Source organism: Neptuniibacter sp. (assembly GCF_024231755.1).
Lineage (GTDB): Bacteria > Pseudomonadota > Gammaproteobacteria > Pseudomonadales > Balneatricaceae > Neptuniibacter.
On record NZ_JAAEQH010000061.1, the window covers coordinates 23,637 to 43,078 of the forward strand.

Annotated in this window: 18 protein-coding genes; 12 read left to right on the forward strand and 6 right to left on the reverse strand. The window is 45.2% G+C overall.

The window, feature by feature from the left end; translation table 11 throughout:
* The first annotated feature begins 6 nt into the window (after positions 1-6).
* The 10 genes from GY843_RS02290 (at position 7) to GY843_RS02335 (ending at position 8,458) form a co-directional block, all read left to right on the forward strand.
* Positions 7-840 (forward strand): DUF4198 domain-containing protein, encoded by an 834-nt coding sequence (locus GY843_RS02290; RefSeq protein ID WP_297306102.1) that lies wholly within the window; start codon positions 7-9, stop codon positions 838-840.
* On the forward strand, positions 840-1,148 hold the full coding sequence (locus GY843_RS02295; protein ID WP_297306103.1) for a hypothetical protein: 309 nt from the start codon (positions 840-842) through the stop codon (positions 1,146-1,148). Before GY843_RS02290 ends, GY843_RS02295 begins: the two co-directional genes overlap by 1 nt.
* Positions 1,135-1,626: a hypothetical protein gene (locus GY843_RS02300; protein ID WP_297306104.1), complete on the forward strand. Its 492-nt coding sequence runs from the start codon at positions 1,135-1,137 to the stop codon at positions 1,624-1,626. Before GY843_RS02295 ends, GY843_RS02300 begins: the two co-directional genes overlap by 14 nt.
* Positions 1,619-2,530 (forward strand): zinc ABC transporter substrate-binding protein, encoded by a 912-nt coding sequence (locus GY843_RS02305; protein ID WP_297306105.1) that lies wholly within the window; start codon positions 1,619-1,621, stop codon positions 2,528-2,530. The genes GY843_RS02300 and GY843_RS02305 overlap by 8 nt, the downstream gene beginning before the upstream one ends.
* Positions 2,531-3,256 carry a metal ABC transporter ATP-binding protein gene (locus GY843_RS02310; protein ID WP_297306106.1) on the forward strand — a complete coding sequence of 242 codons (726 nt, stop codon included), beginning with the start codon at positions 2,531-2,533 and terminating at the stop codon, positions 3,254-3,256.
* On the forward strand, positions 3,256-4,134 hold the full coding sequence (locus GY843_RS02315; protein ID WP_297306107.1) for a metal ABC transporter permease: 879 nt from the start codon (positions 3,256-3,258) through the stop codon (positions 4,132-4,134). Before GY843_RS02310 ends, GY843_RS02315 begins: the two co-directional genes overlap by 1 nt.
* Positions 4,131-4,937: a hypothetical protein gene (locus GY843_RS02320; protein ID WP_297306108.1), complete on the forward strand. Its 807-nt coding sequence runs from the start codon at positions 4,131-4,133 to the stop codon at positions 4,935-4,937. Before GY843_RS02315 ends, GY843_RS02320 begins: the two co-directional genes overlap by 4 nt.
* Positions 4,938-5,194: 257 nt before the next feature.
* Positions 5,195-5,836 (forward strand): helix-turn-helix transcriptional regulator, encoded by a 642-nt coding sequence (locus GY843_RS02325; protein ID WP_297306109.1) that lies wholly within the window; start codon positions 5,195-5,197, stop codon positions 5,834-5,836.
* Between the two features lie 205 nt (positions 5,837-6,041).
* The gene (locus tag GY843_RS02330; protein WP_297306110.1) at positions 6,042-8,024 is read left to right on the forward strand and encodes a methyl-accepting chemotaxis protein; all 1,983 of its coding nucleotides are present in this window, start codon (positions 6,042-6,044) and stop codon (positions 8,022-8,024) included.
* 17 nt (positions 8,025-8,041) lie between these two features.
* Positions 8,042-8,458, forward strand: coding sequence for a hypothetical protein (locus GY843_RS02335; RefSeq protein ID WP_297306111.1), 417 nt, complete (start codon positions 8,042-8,044; stop codon positions 8,456-8,458).
* A 136-nt stretch (positions 8,459-8,594) separates the two neighbouring features.
* Here GY843_RS02335 and GY843_RS02340 read toward each other — a convergent pair whose 3' ends face one another.
* Both GY843_RS02340 and GY843_RS02345 read right to left on the reverse strand, forming a co-directional pair.
* Complete coding sequence (locus GY843_RS02340; RefSeq protein ID WP_297306112.1) at positions 8,595-9,251, reverse strand: FecR family protein; 657 nt, start codon at positions 9,249-9,251, stop codon at positions 8,595-8,597.
* A 60-nt stretch (positions 9,252-9,311) separates the two neighbouring features.
* Positions 9,312-10,130: a pyruvate, water dikinase regulatory protein gene (locus GY843_RS02345; protein ID WP_297306113.1), complete on the reverse strand. Its 819-nt coding sequence runs from the start codon at positions 10,128-10,130 to the stop codon at positions 9,312-9,314.
* Between the two features lie 222 nt (positions 10,131-10,352).
* On the opposite strand from GY843_RS02345, the gene ppsA reads away from it, so the two are divergent.
* On the forward strand, positions 10,353-12,719 hold the full coding sequence (gene ppsA / locus GY843_RS02350; RefSeq protein ID WP_297306114.1) for a phosphoenolpyruvate synthase: 2,367 nt from the start codon (positions 10,353-10,355) through the stop codon (positions 12,717-12,719).
* Between the two features lie 111 nt (positions 12,720-12,830).
* On the opposite strand, the gene rrtA is transcribed toward ppsA, so the two are convergent.
* Together rrtA and GY843_RS02360 are read right to left on the reverse strand one after the other, a co-directional pair.
* Entirely contained in the window at positions 12,831-13,463 is a 633-nt protein-coding gene (rrtA, locus tag GY843_RS02355; RefSeq protein WP_297306116.1) for a rhombosortase, read from the reverse strand.
* A gap of 4 nt (positions 13,464-13,467) precedes the next feature.
* Positions 13,468-15,648, reverse strand: coding sequence for a VIT and VWA domain-containing protein (locus GY843_RS02360; protein ID WP_297306118.1), 2,181 nt, complete (start codon positions 15,646-15,648; stop codon positions 13,468-13,470).
* A 204-nt stretch (positions 15,649-15,852) separates the two neighbouring features.
* Between GY843_RS02360 and GY843_RS02365 the strand changes: the two genes are divergently transcribed.
* The gene (locus tag GY843_RS02365; RefSeq protein ID WP_297306120.1) at positions 15,853-16,554 is read left to right on the forward strand and encodes a hypothetical protein; all 702 of its coding nucleotides are present in this window, start codon (positions 15,853-15,855) and stop codon (positions 16,552-16,554) included.
* A 184-nt stretch (positions 16,555-16,738) separates the two neighbouring features.
* Here the strand turns inward: GY843_RS02365 and GY843_RS02370 are convergent, their stop codons facing one another.
* Together GY843_RS02370 and GY843_RS02375 are read right to left on the reverse strand one after the other, a co-directional pair.
* The gene (locus GY843_RS02370) at positions 16,739-18,421 is read right to left on the reverse strand and encodes a hypothetical protein (protein ID WP_297306122.1); all 1,683 of its coding nucleotides are present in this window, start codon (positions 18,419-18,421) and stop codon (positions 16,739-16,741) included.
* A 284-nt stretch (positions 18,422-18,705) separates the two neighbouring features.
* Positions 18,706-19,437, reverse strand: coding sequence for a helix-turn-helix transcriptional regulator (locus tag GY843_RS02375; protein ID WP_297306124.1), 732 nt, complete (start codon positions 19,435-19,437; stop codon positions 18,706-18,708).
* Positions 19,438-19,442 lie beyond the last annotated feature (5 nt).

Consider the following 19,442-nt stretch of genomic DNA (forward strand, 5'->3'; position numbering starts at 1 on the left):
ATAGTGATGATTAATAAAGTAAAGACACTGCTTAAAGGTTGTGCCCTTGCGGGAACCGTGTTGGTAGGCTCTGTGGCACAGGCACATCCAATGTGGATTTTGCCCCATGAATTCAATGTTTCAACCGAGGAAGGCAAAGGGGAGTGGGTTACTTTTGATGCCAGCGCTTCTCATACGATCTTTGGTTTTGATAAAGGGCTTCCTCTTCACACCGTAAAGATCTTTTCTCCAGATGGCGACAGTAATTATATTGGAAGCTATTTCAAGGGGCACCGTCGCAGTGTTTTTGATCACTACATCGACCAGGAAGGCACTTACCTGTTCAAGGGACAGCGCCCACTGTTCCACTTCACTAGTTATAAATCGGGTAAGCGTGATACACCCAAACGGATGATGGCAAACAAACAGCAGGCTCAGGCTCGTTTGCCGAAGAACGCCCGTGATGTATCCACGTTGCTTATTGATCTAACGTCTTCTACCTATGTAACAAATAACAAGCCATCTGATGCTGTTTTAGCTACAACTGGCAAAGGGCTGGAAGTAAAGCTGGTCACTCACCCAAATGACATCGTATCGGGTGAAGAAGTCGAGTTTCAGATGACTCTTAACGGTAAACCAGCTGAAGGTGTAGAAATTGAAATTACGCCGGGTGGAACTAAATACCGCGATGATCGTTCATCTATCAAGTTGGAAACAAAAGCTGATGGTTTAGTTATTTTCACTCCAGAGCTGCCTGGTCCCTGGCTATTTTTGGCAAGCAAACAGAGCAAAGTAGACACGCCTTCAGAGGACTTCAAACTATCGATGCGCTACATCACATTTGAGGTTCAGCCAGAATAATGAAGGCTAGGAGATATCTTATTGGGGCTGCAATGGCATTGCTGTGCAGTTCCACCACTTATGCCCACTACCCAATGATGGTATGTTCTGCAAAGGAGCAATTAATCCGTTGTAATGTGGGCTTCAGTGATGGTAGTAAAGCGGTAGGAAAGCCTGTGAAACTATACGATTATGATGAGAATCTGATCGTTAAGAAAAAGGCGGATAAGTTCTCACGCGCCGAGTTTGTAATGCCTGAGGGAGAGTTCTACATCCAGTTTGATTCTGGGCATGAGTTTCCGGTAGAGGTTGACTATGGTGAACTCTGATTCTGGATATTCTGAACGAGTAGTTCCTGACAACGGCCGACAGGAGACCTCCTGGCTGGTTGGCTCTATTGTGATCATCCTTGTCTTTGCCGCTGTAACACTTAAATTTAATCAGCAGGCTCCTGTACTCAAAACAGAACATCTTGAGTTGGACGTGACGGGAAAGGCAGTGCTTACAGCACTACGCAACGCCGCTGATGAAATTAGCTTTATCAGTGATGGTCATCATCTGCCATCAGTAGATGAGTTAATTGACAGTGCAGTACCACCTTTTGCTGATGATACAGGTGCTTTTTCTGACTATAGCTGGCAAAAACTCGATTCTAATTGCTACTACGGCCAGAACAAAAACGGTTCGCCTGACTTTGTTCTTAAATTTGGTGACCACGCTGGAATCTATTGGCATTCGGCTGGTGCTACCTCTCTGCAAAGCTGCACGACGCTTAGCGGCTGGCAAACGGCTCACAATCATGATTAAACAGTTTTTAACGCTATTCGTATTCTTGTGTTTTGCTCTCGTAACTCATGCTAAACCGTTGAAGGTTGGCATTACGCTGCACCCTTATTATTCCTATGTTTCAAATATCGTTGGAGATCGTGCAGAAATCGTACCCCTGGTCGATGCAGGCTTTAACCCACATAGCTATGAGCTACAGCCAGCTGACCTTAAGCGTTTGCTGACAATGGATGCTTTAGTTGTGAATGGCATTGGCCATGATGAGTTTGCATTTCGCGCTTTAGAAGCACTGGAGGCGCAGAATAATAAACAACGCCATAAGATCAAGGTGATTGAAGCAAACAAGGATGTGCCTCTGCTTGCAGCAGAGAATACGGCAGGAGCCTGGAACCCGCATACCTTCGTTTCTATCAGCGCGGCAATTAGACAGGTCTACAGTATTGCACGTGAACTTGGCGAGCTTGACCCCGAAAATGCCCGCTACTACAAAAAGAATGCCGTTAGATATGCCCGCAAATTAAGGGTAATGAAGAACAGCTATAGCAAAGAATTATTGGGATTAGATCTCAGTGGAATTCGCATCGCCAGCACCCACAATGCCTATGGTTATTTCCTGCAGGAGTTTGGTATTGGTATAGATACAGTTATTGAGCCCGCTCATGGTGTAGAGCCTAGCGCGAGCCAGTTACAGGGCACCATCGATCGTATTCGTGATGCAAAAGTTCAGGTGCTCTTTACAGAACTGAATATGGACTACCGCTATGTGGAGACAGTCGAAAAGGCCACAGGAATTCATCTTTATCATTTCTCTCATCTGACATTTGGGCCTTACGATCCTGATCTTGTTTACCGTGAAATGGAGTTGAATCTGCAAACTCTGATAAAGGCATTGAAAGGTGCACTTGCAGAAGGAGGGCAGGGATAGATGAAATCTAAAGCTATAGGGCCTTCAGTTACTCTAGATAAAGTAAGCCTGTCGATTGACGGCAATAGAATACTTAAACCTATCTCAGCTCACCTTGAATCAGGCCAAATGCATCTATTGATTGGCCCAAATGGAGCAGGGAAAACCTCCCTACTGAAATCTATGCTGGGACTTACCCCGCATCGTGGTGAAATCTTCCGTCACTGGCCTGATAAGAAAATGCTACCGGCTTACATTCCTCAGCAACCTCGTTTTGATCAAGTGTTACCTGTTACAGTTGCCGACTTTCTATGCGCGGGTTTGACTAACAAGCCAATTTTCTTTGGTCGGAAAAAGTGGGTAGAAGATAGAGTAACTGAGTTATTGGGACAGGTAGGTCTTCAGGGAAAAGAACGGCTCTCTTTAGGGAAGCTGTCTGGTGGTGAGCGCCAGCGGCTGATGTTTGCCCAAGCCTTGAGTCGGAAAACCGATCTCTGGTTCTTGGATGAACCGATGACTGGCCTGGATGCTGATGGACAGCAGTTGATAACCGAGCTGATGATTTCTTTAAGAAATGCAGGGAAAACACTGATAGTGGTGCATCACGATATGAGCTTTGTAGAGCAGTATGCGGATAATGTTCTGCTGATAAATGGAGGCCTAATTAGCGATGGTTCTGCTAATGAAGTGGATCTGAGTTTCTTTAATACTAGCCACAAACCCGTCCCGGTCGAGGCGGTAGCCTAATGGAAGCATTACGTAACTGGGTTTTCCAGCTTCAGGATGAGGGTGTACTACCAGGAATCTTTGAATACGGCTTTCTAATTAATGCGCTGGTTGCGGCTTTGATTATAGGCCCCTTGTTGGGCGGGATGGGTAGTTTAGTTGTAATCAAACGCCTGGCCTTTTTCTCTGAAGCGGTGGGGCATGCGGCCCTGACGGGAATAGCAATTGGTATTCTGCTGGGTGAACCTGCGGCTCATCCTTACGCTTCTTTATTCAGCTTCTGTCTGATTTTTGCTTTATTGCTACATTGGATTAAAAGCCGAACTTCAGTGCCTTACGATGCCCTGGTAGGCGTCTTTCTCGCGGTTGCTATAGCCATGGGTGCGGCGCTGCTGCTATGGGTAGCACGTAAGGTCAATATCCATATTCTTGAGAACGTGTTGTTTGGTTCGATTCTCACGGTGCAGGATCGGGATCTGTTTATTCTCGCTGTAATAGGAGCGATATGTCTCCTGTTAGCCATTATGTTTGGCAATCAGGCATTGCTAGCCTCGCTTAATCCCGAGCTTGCTAGAGTTAATGGGATTAATCCCCGCCTGTTTGATTACGTATTTGTAGTGTTGATTGCGCTGATTACAGTAGCTGCGGTAAAAATCGCTGGGGCCATTCTAGTGGGAGCAATGTTGCTCATTCCTGCAACTACAGCACGTTTGATTACTAATAATATACGCCAGTTCTTTTGGACCAATATCGTGCTTTCAACGGTTTGTTGCATAGTCGGAATCATCCTACCAATGGCGCTGGATCTACCTGTTCCATCTGGGGCATCGATTGTTCTGCTGGCGAGTTTAGCTTTCGTAGTTGCGGTTGTGTGTAACCGTATCAGGAGTTTTGTATGAACCTGTTTAGTCGATGCCTGATCTCATCATTACTTGTTATCTCTTTTAATGCATTTGCAGAAGAGAAAGTGGTAAGTGCGCTACCTGTTTTGCATAGTTTGAACCAGGCGCTATTAAAGGGGACTGATATTGATCCAGTATATCTACCTCCGAAGCGTCTACCTGTTTCTCGAATCAGCAACTGGATAAAACATAAAAGCCGCAAGGCGATTGCTAAACAGGGACCTGTTACCGCATTTTCTACAGTGGAATCGATTTGGCCAGACTATGCATTATTCCCCAACTTAAGAATCGGCAATGTACGGGTTATACCGGTTGATGGAGCCAAAGAGATTACTGCTGGCGGGGCCCTGATTCGTGTTAGCGAGAGTGATCTTAAAAATCATGCTTACTTTTGGATGGTGCCGGACAATCTTATCGTTATGAGCCAGATCATGGCCCGTGACTATGGGCGGATCTGGCCAAGTGAGGCGGATAAAATTCGTAAAAACCAATTTGAGTTGCAGCAGATAATCCGCAAATTCGCTCTGCAAATGGATCAGTTACTTCTTGAGCATGAAATTGATAGTGCCTGTACAGACGAAGAACCTCTGAAAGCTCTTGCTAGAGCAACTGAACTGCCAACTGAACCTGCAGAAGACTGCTCGCTAGAGGCTATTTCGATAGTTACAATGCTTCCTAAAGAGCAGGACGAGAAGCGTTTCTGGGTTGTTAACCCTCTAAATAAACCATTAAAAGCAAACATAGACCAATGGTTAGATCAGAACCTAAAAAGTTTGGAAACAGGCTTAGTAAAAAATTAAAAGTTTGATCTTGTTCCAAGATCGGAGAGTTAAACCTTAAAAATCAAAGACTCCATAGCTCCAGGGCAGGCTTTTCCTGGTTAATTATTAACCCGTCAACAAGCTATCGAGCAAGGGAATTGAGCTTATCGAGTTGTTTTACAGTAAATTAGTCCAATCTTGTCACTTTTAACGCTTCATTTCGCAAATAGCCCTACAAAAAAATTCTGAGTCTAATAGAATCGTGTTCTTTAGCCTGTAGGAACCGACACGTCAGTATGCTTGGAACCGCCGAAGCCATCATTGTGGGTCGCCAGCCTCTCTTTGTAGAGGGCGTTGCGCTTCTCATGCGTACGGTCCGGCCAAATGTTGTGCTGCATAAGGTAGGTGTTCAATCTTCCCCTGAAGAACTTTCCGAGCTGAAGGCTAAAATTATTCTGTTCTGCTGCGCTGGTGTTAATGATAAGCCGGATGAGCTGCTAGCCCGTTTTACTAATCAGCCCGAAGCAGAGTACGAGAAGATCGTCGTTTTCTGCCCACTTGTCAGCTCTCATATGCGAACAATCTTTGCTGAATCAGGGATTCTGGTACTTCCGTTAGCTGTCGATCTTGAACTGGGTGCAGAGTACCTGGACGATTATTTCCGGGCACCGCATTTTCAGGTTGAATATAAAGCAGCGGGCGATAAACGCCTCCTCGATCTTTACCTACCTGATTTTGATGAGCTGACTGCACGCGAAAAAGAAGTACTGCTCCATGTCAGCCAAGGCTACAGTAATGCAGATATTGCTGTGAAGATGGAGATTCATATCAACACTGTAAAGGTTCATGTACAGAAGATCTGTCGTAAGATTGGTGTTCAGAACCGAACAGAAGCTGCCAGCAACTATTCTCGTCTTCTTAATGCGGGTTATTCCTGAACTCCTCTTTCTTAATTGATTAATTGATTGCTTTCCTATGAATGCCAATTGCAGCAATTGATTAATTCATTCTTTTCCCTGGCTTTAGAACAATTCTCTAACTTATTGAAATCAAAGACTCCTTCGTTGTTGTTGAAGGTCTGGCATTGAACCTGCTTATTGGTCGATGACCAATTTGAAAGAATAAAAATAAGATGGGGTAGTTATGAATCTTTCGATTAGCCAGCGTATTGGCTCTGGCTTTGTCGCCATGATGGTTTTGCTAGGGATATGTGGCTTTGCAGGTGTTTATGGCGTGCAAAAGCTAGCTTCCTCACTGCTTTTTGTTACGGGGCCAGCATTGCAGGCGAGCAAAGGCGGAATGCAAACAACACTAAATATTCAGGGAGAGATCTTTAAGGCGCAGCAGATATTGCTAAACGAGATAAGTCCAGCGGAAGGCACTAACTCTATTAAACAGTTACAGGCTGAAGGTAGATCATCATTTGATGCCATCCAAAACAGCGGGCTAGTGGATTCGGCATTATTACAGGAGACGACAAAGCTTCTGGGAAGCTATCAAGAGCTTCAGACGCAGTATATCAATAAGCATCAGAACATAATGAGCCAGAGGCGTGAGCTGGTTGATCTGACAAATCAGTTGTTAGAACAGCTCACTATTGCTGAAGAAGACACAATGATCCTTATTGATGAGCACTATTCGGACCGCTATCAAGTAGAAAAATTTGAAGATATTGAGCAAGTGCTGGGAGAGGTCCGAACTTCAGTATTGATCCGTAACTACACCCTCCAGCAGGTGTTTGAAGGTGTGGACGTTAATTCACAACTGCGAGCAATGCAGGAACAGTACAACCAGCTTAAACCTTCTTACGATCGTCTCTTAGTGATGATGACAACCCAGAAGATGGATCATCATGTAACCGATATCAGTGCGAGCTTCGATCGCTTGCTAACTCTTTACCAACAAGTCGTAGATGAATTCTTACTGTTTACATCTATCTACGAGAAGGCGTCTGCATCAGCTGTTCAATTACTTTCAAAGCTTGAGATGGTTAAGCAGCGAGGGGAGCAAGCTATTGATAGTGAAACCCATTTGGTTGACGACCTGGTCACTCGCTCAAACAGCTTTATATGGAGTGCCATTGTTCTTGGCTTCCTGGCTGCATTGGTCGCGATGTGGCTGATCTACGCTACTGTAGTAAAACCGGTGCAGAATGTAGCAGACAATCTGGACCAGATTGGCGCTGGGGAAGGTGACTTGAATGTATCTCTTCCAGAAAACGGCGCAGCAGAGCTACACAAAATATCCGTCGGCTTTAACCATTTTGTGAGCAAGATCAGAGATACCATTCAAGGCGTGTCCGGTGCGGTGAATGAGCTGGGTACCGCTGCGATTGAACTGAAAAACATTAGTGCAGAAACCAATGATGCGATCGTCCAGCAACAGCAGCAGACTGAGCAGGCGGTTATGGCGATAAAAGAGATGGCATTCAGCACCAATGAAATTGCACAGAGCGCATCTTCTGCAGCTGATGCAGCAAGTATAGCTGATCAGTCCTCTCAGGACGGTCGACAAGAGGTCGGGCAGATGATCAGCGCCATACACAATCAGGTACAGCAGCTGGAAAATACGAGTCAGGCGATGGAGAAACTATCGCAAGACAGCCAGCGCATTGGCAGTGTTCTTAGCGTGATAGATGACATAGCAGAACAGACCAATCTACTGGCATTGAATGCTGCCATAGAAGCTGCCCGAGCGGGTGATAAAGGCCGAGGCTTCGCAGTTGTTGCTGATGAGGTGAGAACTCTGGCAAGTAATACGCAGAGAGCGACGACTGAAATTCAGGACGTTATAGGAGAATTACAACAGGCGGCATCAGCTGCTGTTATCTCGGTTAACAGTACATTGGATATAGCAACTAACAGCGTAACTCAGGCAGAGCAGGCAGGCGGCTCTCTGAATGAAATAACTCAATCGGCTTACACCATCAATGATATGAACACTCAGATAGCGAGTGCGGCAACCCAGCAGAGCGCTTTAGCGGAAAACATCAACAAAAATATTCAATCGATCAATCAGCAAGCCATAGAAACTAATGATGCTTCTGCTCGTATTAACCAATCGACTGATGGACTGGCAGACCTGGCTGAAAGCCTTAAGGCTCTTGTTGGACAGTTCCGTTATTAAGGGGAAGGTGAAGAACTATGTTGATTGAAGTCTATATGCTGGCCGTTGAAAATTCAGAAGGGAGTTTTCAGCTAGCAAACCACAAGCAGGGTAGCGTTGATATGCCTTTGTGCTTTTCTGAATCTCATGCTGAATTTATGTTCAAGTTTGCAGAGCAGAAAGCTGATTACAGTGTAGGGGATATGGTCTTGTTACTGAAAGGCTGCATTGATATGACTGCGTTTAGCGACAGTCAGAATTTCTCAATGGATTTTATCCATAAGCTGTATACGGAACAGAGCCTGTCCAGTTGGCAAGTGCTTAAGAAAAGAGAAGCTGAATGCAGTGCTACCGATTTATACCGCAACAAAGTGATGACTGAGCTTAACCGTCATCACATAGAGCTGCTTAATAATAGGGGCTGGTTTTCTAGTGATAATCAGGGGATAAATTAATTCCCCTACAAATTGCAATGATACTAAGTTGGAATTCCATATTTCTCTTAGTTATATAAGTATATACCCGTATCGTTTTAGATACCTACACTAAGCTCCTTAAGGCATCGATCGCAGATCGGTGCCTTTTTTTTACTCAGTAATCAAATGAACTGGATCCTTGAGCCTTTTTCTTCACTTCTGTCGCTGCTGCAGCTTTGATTAATTTATCCTGACTCCATTTCTTTACAGTGGATGGAGCCATTCCAGGCTTAACCATGGTGCCATCTGTAGCTTCAGTCAGCTCAACCCGTCCCAGCTCATTTTCTACATAAACGCCTTTTCCGCTTAGCATTGTTACATCAAGCGCATCAGAGAAGATCATACCTCCCCAAAATTCAGTGCCACGCACACCTATAGTAGCGATTGGCGTATGGATCTCGAACTTAGGATTTTCTTGCTTACCAATTTTGCCGGTTAGGGTACGAAAGGCTCCTTTGAGCATTTTGAAACTGACATCGGATTTAGTTTTACCAAACTCATACTTAGATAGTTCGAACTCGGTATTTTCGGCCAGTGAAAGGGTTGTCTTGTCGTTGAACTTTATCAGGATGCGGCTTCCCACCGGCGTGATTACAGTGTCGTTTTGAAAGAGCTTGTCGTTACGTTTAATAAACAGGTGCTGTTGCTCCCGGACGACAAGGGGGCTTCCTTTGACTAGAACCACCTTGCCAATTGCGTCAGCAAAACTTAATGAGGGAAAAAGCAGCATTAGACACAGTACGCGCAGTGGGCTTTTAAATAGGCTTAACATCGCTTTTCCTTTTGTGAATTTATCCGGGCAGGCAGGTTTATCTGCTCGTTATTTAGGATTTTAGTTCATTCTCCGCTCAAGTCCTGCGTGTGCCATGATCCGAGTGGAGATCTCTTCGATGGAGAAGTTTGTTGTGTTGATGGAAGGGATATTCAGTTTTTTAAACAGCCTCTCCACTTCGCGAACCTCAAAATCACATTGATCGAGTGAGGAGTAGCGACTGTTGGCACGTCGTTCATGACGAATTGCAGATAGCTGGAATGGGTCAATCGTAAGGCCATACAGCTTGTGTTTAAATTCTGCCAGCACATCGGGAAGTTTATTGAATTCCATATCCTCTTCAGTAAGAGGGTAGTTAGCCGCTCGGATACCAAATTGCATCGCCATATATAGGCAGGTAGGTGTCTTACCACAGCGAGAGACGCCCACCAGAATAATGTCAGCATTTTTGTATTGACGTGTACGAGCGCCGTCATCGTTATCGATCGCGAAATTTACGGAATCGATCCGCTCTTTATAGCGAGTACGCTCGACAATACCGTGTGACTTACCGACGGAGTAATTGGAGTGAGAATTGAGCTCGCTTTCCAGTGGCTTGAGGAAACTGGAAAATACATCAGTTTTGAAGGCATTGGATTGAGCGATAATATTGCGAATCTCTTCGTTTACGACGGTATCAAAGATCAGCGGCCGTTCGCCGTCTTTCTCTGCTGCCTGATTGATTCGATGTACAGCCTCATGAGCCTTTTCGATACTGTCCACATATGGCAGCGTAATCTGTTCGAATTCAATACTATCAAACTGAGCCAGAAGACTATGCCCCAGGGCCTCAGAAGTTAGTCCGGTACCATCAGAAATAAAGAATGCAGTGCGTTTCATTGTGTGTTTACAAGTACAGCTGAAGATAATCTGCGCACTATACCAGAAGAAAGACTATAAATTTGTACTGAAATAGAGCCAGGTCATGCAATTCTCACGTAAATAGGTGGGATTGGCGGATTTCGGTAAGGATTTTTAAAACGTACTACAGTAAGATTCTATTGCGCTAAAAAACATATAAGAACACAGTATTCGCACTATCTGAGTAGAGGAGATATAGCGTTGCAAAACTATGTGTTACGCCTGGACCAGGTTGGCATGGGTGATGTAGAGAAGGTGGGTGGTAAAAACGCTTCTCTGGGTGAAATGTTACAAGAATTAACTGGTGCCAATGTTAAGGTGCCAAACGGTTTTGCAACAACCGCAGATGCTTTCAGGGGTTTCCTGGAACATGGTGGTTTGGAAGCACAGATTAATGAAAAACTGCATCAGCTGGATACCAATGATATTCAGGCTCTGAAGGATGCGGGCATGACTATCCGTGGCTGGATCATGGATGCAGAGTTTCAGCCGCAACTTGACCAGGCTATCGATACGGCCTGGAAAGAGATGTCTGAGGGCAATGAAAACCTGGCCGTTGCTGTCCGTTCCTCGGCAACTGCTGAAGACCTTCCTGATGCCTCATTTGCTGGCCAGCAAGAAACTTTCCTGAATGTTCGCGGGCTCGCCAATGTAAAACACTCTATTAAAGAGGTGTTTGCCTCTTTGTATAACGACCGTGCGATCTCTTACCGTGTTCACCACGGCTTTGAGCATCATGAAGTTGCTCTGTCTGCGGGCATTCAGCGCATGGTTCGGAGTGAGACCGGTTCGTCGGGCGTTATGTTTACACTAGATACCGAATCCGGTTTTAACCATGTGGTGTTTATCACCTCTTCTTATGGTTTAGGTGAAACCGTTGTGCAGGGTGCAGTAAACCCTGACGAGTTTTACGTTTATAAACCAACCCTAAAAATGGGGGCTCCTGCGATTATTCGCAAAACCATTGGCTCTAAAGCAATTAAGATGGTTTACGCACCAGAAGGTTCTGCTAATCCAGTTGATACCGTGCAAGTTGATCAGGAAGAGCGCAACCAGTTCTCTATTAACGATGCCGATGTGCAGCAGCTAGCGAAAATCGCACTGGAAATTGAGGCGCATTACGGCCGCCCAATGGATATCGAGTGGGCTAAAGATGGTGATACTGGCGAATTGTTTGTAGTACAGGCCCGCCCAGAAACAGTTAAGAGCCGTAGCAATCAGGCGGTTATCGAACGTTATCTACTAAAAGAAACCAGTGAAGTTCTGGTCGAAGGCCGCTCTATCGGTCATAAGATCGGCTCTGGTCACGTTCGCATTGTTAAAGACATCAGCGAAATGGATGTTGTACAACCGGGTGAAGTCTTGGTTACCGATATGACCGACCCAGACTGGGAGCCGGTTATGAAGCGTGCGGCAGCAATAGTCACTAACCGTGGTGGCCGAACTTGTCACGCGGCTATCATTGCACGTGAACTGGGTATTCCTGCGATTGTAGGCTGTGGCGATGCTACCGATCAGTTTGTGAATGGTCAGTTAGTCACTGTTTCTTGTGCGGAAGGTGATACTGGCCGCGTTTATGCAGGCAAGCTTGATTACGAACACCAGTCCAACAGTGTCGAACAGATGCCGGATCTGCCTTTCGATATCATGATGAACGTTGGCAACCCGGATAGAGCTTTTGATTTTCAGGCTCTACCTAATGCTGGTGTTGGCCTGGCCCGTCTTGAATTTATTATCAATCGCATGATCGGCGTTCACCCTAAGGCACTGATCAACTTTGATAGCCAGCCGCCTGCATTACAGCAGACTATCTCTCGTCGTATCGCCGGTTATGATAACCCGGTCGATTTCTATGTAGATCGTTTGGTTGAAGGTATCTCAACTCTCGCGGCAGCGTTCTATCCGAAAAAAGTAATTGTGCGCATGTCAGACTTTAAGTCGAACGAGTACGGCCATCTGATCGGTGGCGACATGTTCGAGCCAAGCGAAGAAAACCCAATGCTGGGCTTCCGTGGTGCTGCGCGTTATATCTCTGAGAATTTCCGAGACTGCTTCGAATTAGAGTGTCGTGCGCTTAAACGTGTTCGTGACGAGATGATGTTAACTAATGTTGAGATCATGATTCCGTTCGTTCGTACTCCGGGTGAAGCTAAGCAGGTTGTGGATCTTCTTGCTGCCAATGGCCTTAAGCGTGGAGAGAATGATTTACGTGTCATTATGATGTGTGAAATCCCGTCTAACGCACTGCTAGCTGATGAGTTCCTAGAGCACTTTGATGGTTTCTCCATCGGTTCCAATGACCTCACACAGCTGACATTAGGTCTGGATCGTGACTCCGGCGTTATTGCTCATTTATTTGATGAACGTGATGGTGCAGTTAAGAAGCTGCTTTCAATGGCAATCAGTGCGTGTAAAGCGCAGGGCAAGTATGTTGGTATCTGTGGTCAGGGGCCTTCTGACCACCCGGATCTGGCGCGTTGGCTGATGGAGCAGGGGATTAGCACCGTATCCCTGAATCCAGACTCCGTTCTGGATACATGGTTCTTCCTCGCCAATAATGATAGTTAATCTATTCATATATACTTGGCTGATAAAAAAGGCGGTTTAATAACCGCCTTTTTTAGTGTGCAGCAATAGTCACCACTTGCGGGCAGGCTCCCTTCGATTTTCATAACTCTATCAGTCTTTTCCGGGCCGCATAGAAAAGTAAATAACAAAAGCGGTGAACAAGCCAACCAGATGCGCAGGGTAATAAACTTGCCAGCCATCATTCATAAATACAGCCGTTCCGCTCAGCAGCTCTAGAGCTGTTTTTCCAACGATTAGAACCAAAGGTAGATACGCTATTAACTGACCATATCTCTGTTTATTCAATCGCGCCCAAAGAAAAGCTGTGAGTGTGATCAGGGTGTATACAGTACCCGAGATACCTGTATATGCAGCGATATCAGATAATGGGGATAGTAAAAACAGGTTCAGAGCACTCGTGCAGACTAGCAGGCCAGTAAGGAGTATTTTTCGGCTATGGTATTCCAGATAACAACCTGCAGCTGTGAAGGTAATCCAATCCCAGAAAAGATGATCCCATGAGCTGTGTGTTAGATGCCCAGTAATCAGCCTCCAGTACTCACCTCGGTCTAAAATAGCCTCATAATTAAAACTCAACAGGTTCAGCAGAGATGGTATTTCGAGAGCAGATACCGTAAACAGCAAAACCAAGCCGCTAATACTGAGTGTAATTCGCGGAATTTTATAATCAGATCCACCGCCCAAAAGGGCGATGGATGAATTTTCTGAAGTCGATACTGACATGAGGTTAGTCCCGATCAGTAGTTTTAAAGCGACGCAGTTGAATTAGCGCAATGCTTGCTGCAATCATAATTACTAACCATGGAGATACAGCACCACCACCGGAACCTGAGCGGGAAGGGGATACAGTTGCACGCTGTTGGCTTTGGTTAGGTTTAGCAGCGGACTGATCAACAAACATAGGCTGCTGTTTGTCTACTCGGTTCTGCTGAGCTGTAATGGGCTGATTTGCTCGAACCTCTCGTGCTTTCTGCTCCTTCTCCACTCGCTTATGGTTGTTACGCTCAATATTCATTGCCTTAAACACTTCATCACGTAGCACGATCATGGAGGTGTAATCTGTGACCAATCCATACTCAACAGCAGTATCGACTATAGCCTGTTCTGCATCTTGATCTGAGCCCAGATAATCAATCTCTGCCTGTAGCTCCTCGATGGCAGCAAAGGCCCAAAGGCGCTCCAGTTCCGGATTATCAGTAGCTGTTTCCGGTAATGTGAATCGTGTCTTATAGATTTTCTTCTGGCCGTTAACTGTGCCGCTTAAGCGTACTTCTGCTTCACCTGGTTTATAGTAATGGCCAAATACTGTCAGCTGCTGACCGTGATAAAGGGTATTGGCAAGACGGGGTTTAACTAATTCTTTACTACGCACACCGTCAATTTCGATTTTGACATCTCGCATTGAGGCATGGCTCATCTTGCCTTGCGCCAACATCAACTGGCCGACGATATCATCAGAGTTGGATATAGACATAGCGAAGCCATTTGAGACGCGAGTCATCTCTTCGAGAAGAGGGCGGTTGGCACTATTACCCATAACAAAGGTAAATAAGCGTAGATCTTGTTTCTCTAGCAGATCGAGGAACTGGGACTTCTGCGTATTACCAACGTTAGCGACACCATCTGTAACCAGAACCACCGCAGTACTACGGTCTGAATCAAGTTGATCAATACCGGTTTTTAAACCTCCATAAAGGTTAGTGCCTCCACCAGGGCGCACCTGATCAAGTTTTTGTATAGTGGTCGCTACCGTGTTCTGATCAGCTGGAAGATATCCGTTCGTTAAACTTCGCGCCTGATTGTTAAATAGCACAATACGGAAACGATCATTAGGGTTTAATTTCCCAAGCCCCTGGCGAACACCTTCGATGAGCGAGGCATATTTACCCTGCATGGAGCCCGATATATCCAGAACAAATACCCAGTCACGGCCCTGATTGATAACAGGAAGATCATTTCCTGGTGTCAGTGTTAATTTAAAGGTTCCTTTACTGCTGTCGGCTTCCTTATGGGCAAGCATATCTACACTGGCGGGCAGGTTTGGCTTATGCCTCCAATAAAGCAAAATATCTTTGTCCAAGGTAGTGACAGTGGCTGAAGATAATGACGTTTCTTTAAGGTTCTCTGTTGCTACTGGAGTCCCTGCGTTTGTTTGCTGTGAGGTAATATCATCATCGCTGATGCTTGTTGCTACAGCGTTATTGATCAGTGAGGCGCTCCACTCATGCTCATTCAACTGCTGCAATGTCGCATTGGGGTGTTGTGGTAGACGCAAGCCATCCACGGGGTAGCTTGTGCGAAGTTTTACATCAAAGGAAAACTTCTCTTCGACCACTTCGTTGCGACTCCAGAAACTCAATTTCTGCTCATCAACTCCACCATCCTCAAGTGGATATACGTATCGGCCAATACCTGTATCCGTCTGCGTATTTTGCAGATAAACCAGCTTGATCTTTACGTCCTGATTCGCTTTTACTGGGAAGACTGAGATATCAAAAGTTCGATACTCGTCTTTCTCTACAATAGCCGTTTCTCTACCCTGCTGTTTTTCATGCTCGTAGATCTGGCGTGCACGCTTTTTTTCAACTACTTCACCGATAACCGGATTACCATCAATCCAGTAGCTGAATTCGCCTACTGCGGCTTTCTCTGGAACGGGAAATGAATAGATGGCTTCCAGATCGCTTGTGTTGGGGTTATGAAAAACCTGCTCAACTGTGGTTGTTGCATACATATCTTCAATAACCACATCTACATGATGTTCTTTTATTTTTAGTTCTGAGTAGTTGGCATTATTTGGTTTGAGTAATCCTGCTGCATTTGTTACTGGAGTTATCACCAAAAAAGCGCCTAATGTTAGTGCAGAGATAAATGGTGCAGGTTTTGATTTTTTAAATATATGATTCATTACGTGGTCCTCGTTTAACGACAAGGCCAAGCCTGATTTTTTTATGTAGCTAGTGATATCAATTCGAATCAGGTTTCAGATTAATGCGCCGTAAGTATCAAAATACAATACTTGGCAAAGTGGACGCCTTGGCCCAGAGTTTGCTGTACAGAAACGACGGCAAACCAATGACTTCTAAGATCAATCAGGGACGGTGTAAAAAGCATGTATATCCAAGCGAATCACACTCAAAATCAGCTATCAGGCGTTACAGGCGCTGAGCAAAAGGCTCAACAGGAGGCTCTTCAGGCGGCAACTATTGGCCGCTCAGAGAGCGTTAACGGCAAAGATATCTCTGTATCTGAAGAGGCTAAGCGCCTTAATGAGTCAAACTCTGTTTATACTTTAAGTACTGCGGGTGGGGATAGAGAGTATGATCTTGATAGTTATTTCGAGCCTAAGCCTGCTCATGAGGCGAGTCTTTTGGATCTTGATAGCGTGCTTCTGCCCAACACTCAAAATGTCTCAGTACTTCAGGATCATTTATCGAAAATCTTTCCTGAATTTCTCTCACGGCATGATATTCCAGAAGCGCCTGAAACCATTCGCTACGATTACGCAGGCCAGGTAGTTCTCCCTGCTGATTACCCCTATGCAGACCAGCTAAAGCAAGCGCTCAAAGAAGAGCCTGCTATAGCTAGGGAGCTTAGTACAGTGAATGCACTTGCTTCACATCTTGCTGCGCTTAAGGAATTAGAGCCGTACCATCAGGAAATGGAAAAGGCTGCAACTAAAGCCGAAATTGATGCCGTAATTGATAAGTACAGCCATCTTTTAAGTGACAATCGTAGCTATCCCGAGGTTGAGTTGTCATTCATAAAAGAAGGGCAGGTAACAGTTACCAGTAAAGGCAATGCAGTTGCCTGATTGCCGTCGCTCAAAGCTGTCTCCCTCCCTTAAATCATACTTACTTTCGGGACAGTTAGTGTCGGTATAGTTGCTTTGGATACGAATGCTTAAGATAGTGATACATCCGGAGTCTCGCTTTAAGTAGTTGGCGCCAATCAGGACAACGCCTAAATTAGGCTGTACGGATTAGCGCACACAGTTTTTATACTTTAAAAAGCTCATCCAGACTGAGCGCTTCGCGGCTCTCTTGGATAAGGCTAACTAGCGTTTCAGCATATTGTTCTGCCCGATCACTCGTCATCCAGTGTTGGTAATCAATCATAGCGAGGTTTTCTTGTTCGCCTAATAGCCAGGCAGAGTCAATATACCGGATAATCTCGTCCTGATTAGATATCAGAAACTGCTCAAGAGAGGCGTGGCTTGGATGGATACTTCCGTCTTGCAAAGAGCCAGCAGGGCGATTGAATCTGAAGTTTTCAACAATGGCGTTTAGATCTAGCCCTTGTAATGGTTGGCCAAGAACAGATTCAAATAGCTTTCTTTCAAGCCGCTCTGCACGCTGTGTAACCTCATCAATCATCTGCTGTTGGATTTCTCGACTCTGGCCCTCAAAATTGTATAACCCTTGCTCCCACAAACTTTCACGCAATAAGCGTGCATTAGGGCCAGTTTCCCACGGCTCGATACCATACTGCAGGTATACGGCTTGCTCTACACGTTGCCTGTTACTATCGATCTCTTGCCATTCAAAGCGCGTTTTTGGAAAGTTATCTAATTGATGCTGTTTATCAGCAATAGCATCCAAGCTTTGTTTATATGTATCTGCAAATGCTTGTATTAAATCTGCTTGAGGGTGTAATGAATCGCCACTTTGTCCTGCGGGAAGCTCTTGTTTTATGTTCTCCAAAAGATCCTGCAAACTAAAATTCGGCTGGAGATCTGCCAGTTTTTCATAAAATGCAGCCTCTATGGGCTGATATAGCGTTTGATAGGCTGTTACCAATCCGGCCTTTTCATCATGCATCATTTTGCTGGCAACAGCATGATTCAGAGATCGGGCATCACCAATACGCAGGGCCATTTCCAGCGATCTCTGCATTAAATCAGTTGTAGCTGATTGGTCACCACCCCAAGCCTGATGGGGTGAAAAGAGATCGTTAAAAACAGGTAGGGAGCCTTCGCTCGAGAGGGTTTCACCATCACCATAACGGTTTAATTTTGTCTGGGCGCTTTCAGCAAGTGCAGCAGAAGTTTGGTGAGAGCCACTCAGGCCGCTATAACGGTGTTTGTCGATAATTCGATCTACTTCGCTTGAACGCTCCACCTTCTCTGAATCTAACCACTCAGATAAGGTATTAGGCATCGCTTTTAACTGATCATAATGGGCAGTCATCTCTAGTATTTCAGACTGGTGTTCCTGCCAAAATTGATTAAGTTTGTCTGATTTCGGTAGTTCGCTACCGTCCATATTTATATGCGGTTCGCGTCCTGCATCAACATTATCAAGTAGTTGATCGAGTTCAGCGGAAACTGGATAGTCATCTTGTAGCAGTTCGGCTAATTTATTCGAAAGGGTAAAATAGTCATCAAGATAATTTGAAGCATGGCTACGACGAGTTGAAACCATCTCCTGTAAATGCTGAGCAGCTTCCTTACCGGCTTCTCCTTCAGACATTAACGCCCACCACTGACTGTTTGCCTGCTCGCTCCATTGAGTGAAGCGAAACTCATCAATAGTTTCTTCGGAGATAACATTTAAGGCCGTACTAAATTCTCCAACCAGCCCTTCCTGTATCAGTTCTTGAGCTTCCGCTCTCGTGGCATTATGCGAATGTATTTTTCCCGGTGAGGTATTAGGCAAAATTGTTGATAATGATATCTGCATCGCATTTTCCTTATGCTAAATGGCTCGAAATGTTCTAATTGCCCATCCATAAAAAAAGCGGCATCAGGCTAAGTAATACGAGAAATCATGCAGTTATCATTCCAATCGTTTGTGTTGGGGGCGCTATTTCAAAAGCCATCCGCTTTTTTGGCTTTTTTTAATTGGTTGCGCTGTGTAAGGCGGTCAGAATCTGATTAAAGAATGTTGTTTTGTTATATACAGGCGGCAATAGAGCGGCAAGGGCTTAGTTTTACTCGGCAAAGATCATCCCCAAGAGTGCGGGACTACTTAGAGATTTTTTTAAATAAAGAGTATTGCCACTGGCGGATTGCCAGCACCATGGTCGTACCGTGTTTTTTGTTATTGGGTGCTGAATGGTCTTCCTGCATAAGCTCATTAAATTCTGCTGCTAAACGCTCCATCTTTTTCTGCAATCGAGCATTAGAGCTATCAGTCAGAATGGCATTGGTAACTATCAGTTTTTCATTAGATTTATCAAAGCGAGAGCTAAAGAAATCCTGTTCGACCTTCTGTTGGAAAAACTGCTGTATAGGGCCGTTGGGTAGCCAGTGAAAGTTGGGAGCGACCAGAAGCTTAACCCGGTTGCCGGGAAGCAGATCAATAATCTTTAGTCGGTCTAGCTTAGCAAGTTTCTGCACACACTCTGTTTCAAGGATGTCATAGACATTAAGGATGTCTTGATAAGTCATTCCACTGATAACGCTGACGGTGACCAGCAGTAGTATCAGGTCATTTGCAATCTCTTTTTCCTGATCGCGGGTAAGCTGAGTTAGATGTCGCTGAGTCTTGCTCATCTTTTGGACAAGTTCAGACAGTTCTAGGTTAAGCATGTCGCAGATGCTTTCTAGTCGCTGTAGGGTAAAGTTCTTTTCTGCAAACAGACGCTTAACAGAAGCCTCGCTGAGGTCCAGCGCTTCGGCAACATCTATGTAAGTTTTCCCTTGAGCCTTTAATTCCCGCTTAAGGGTGTCTATTAATGGTCCTACCTGCGCCATGAAAA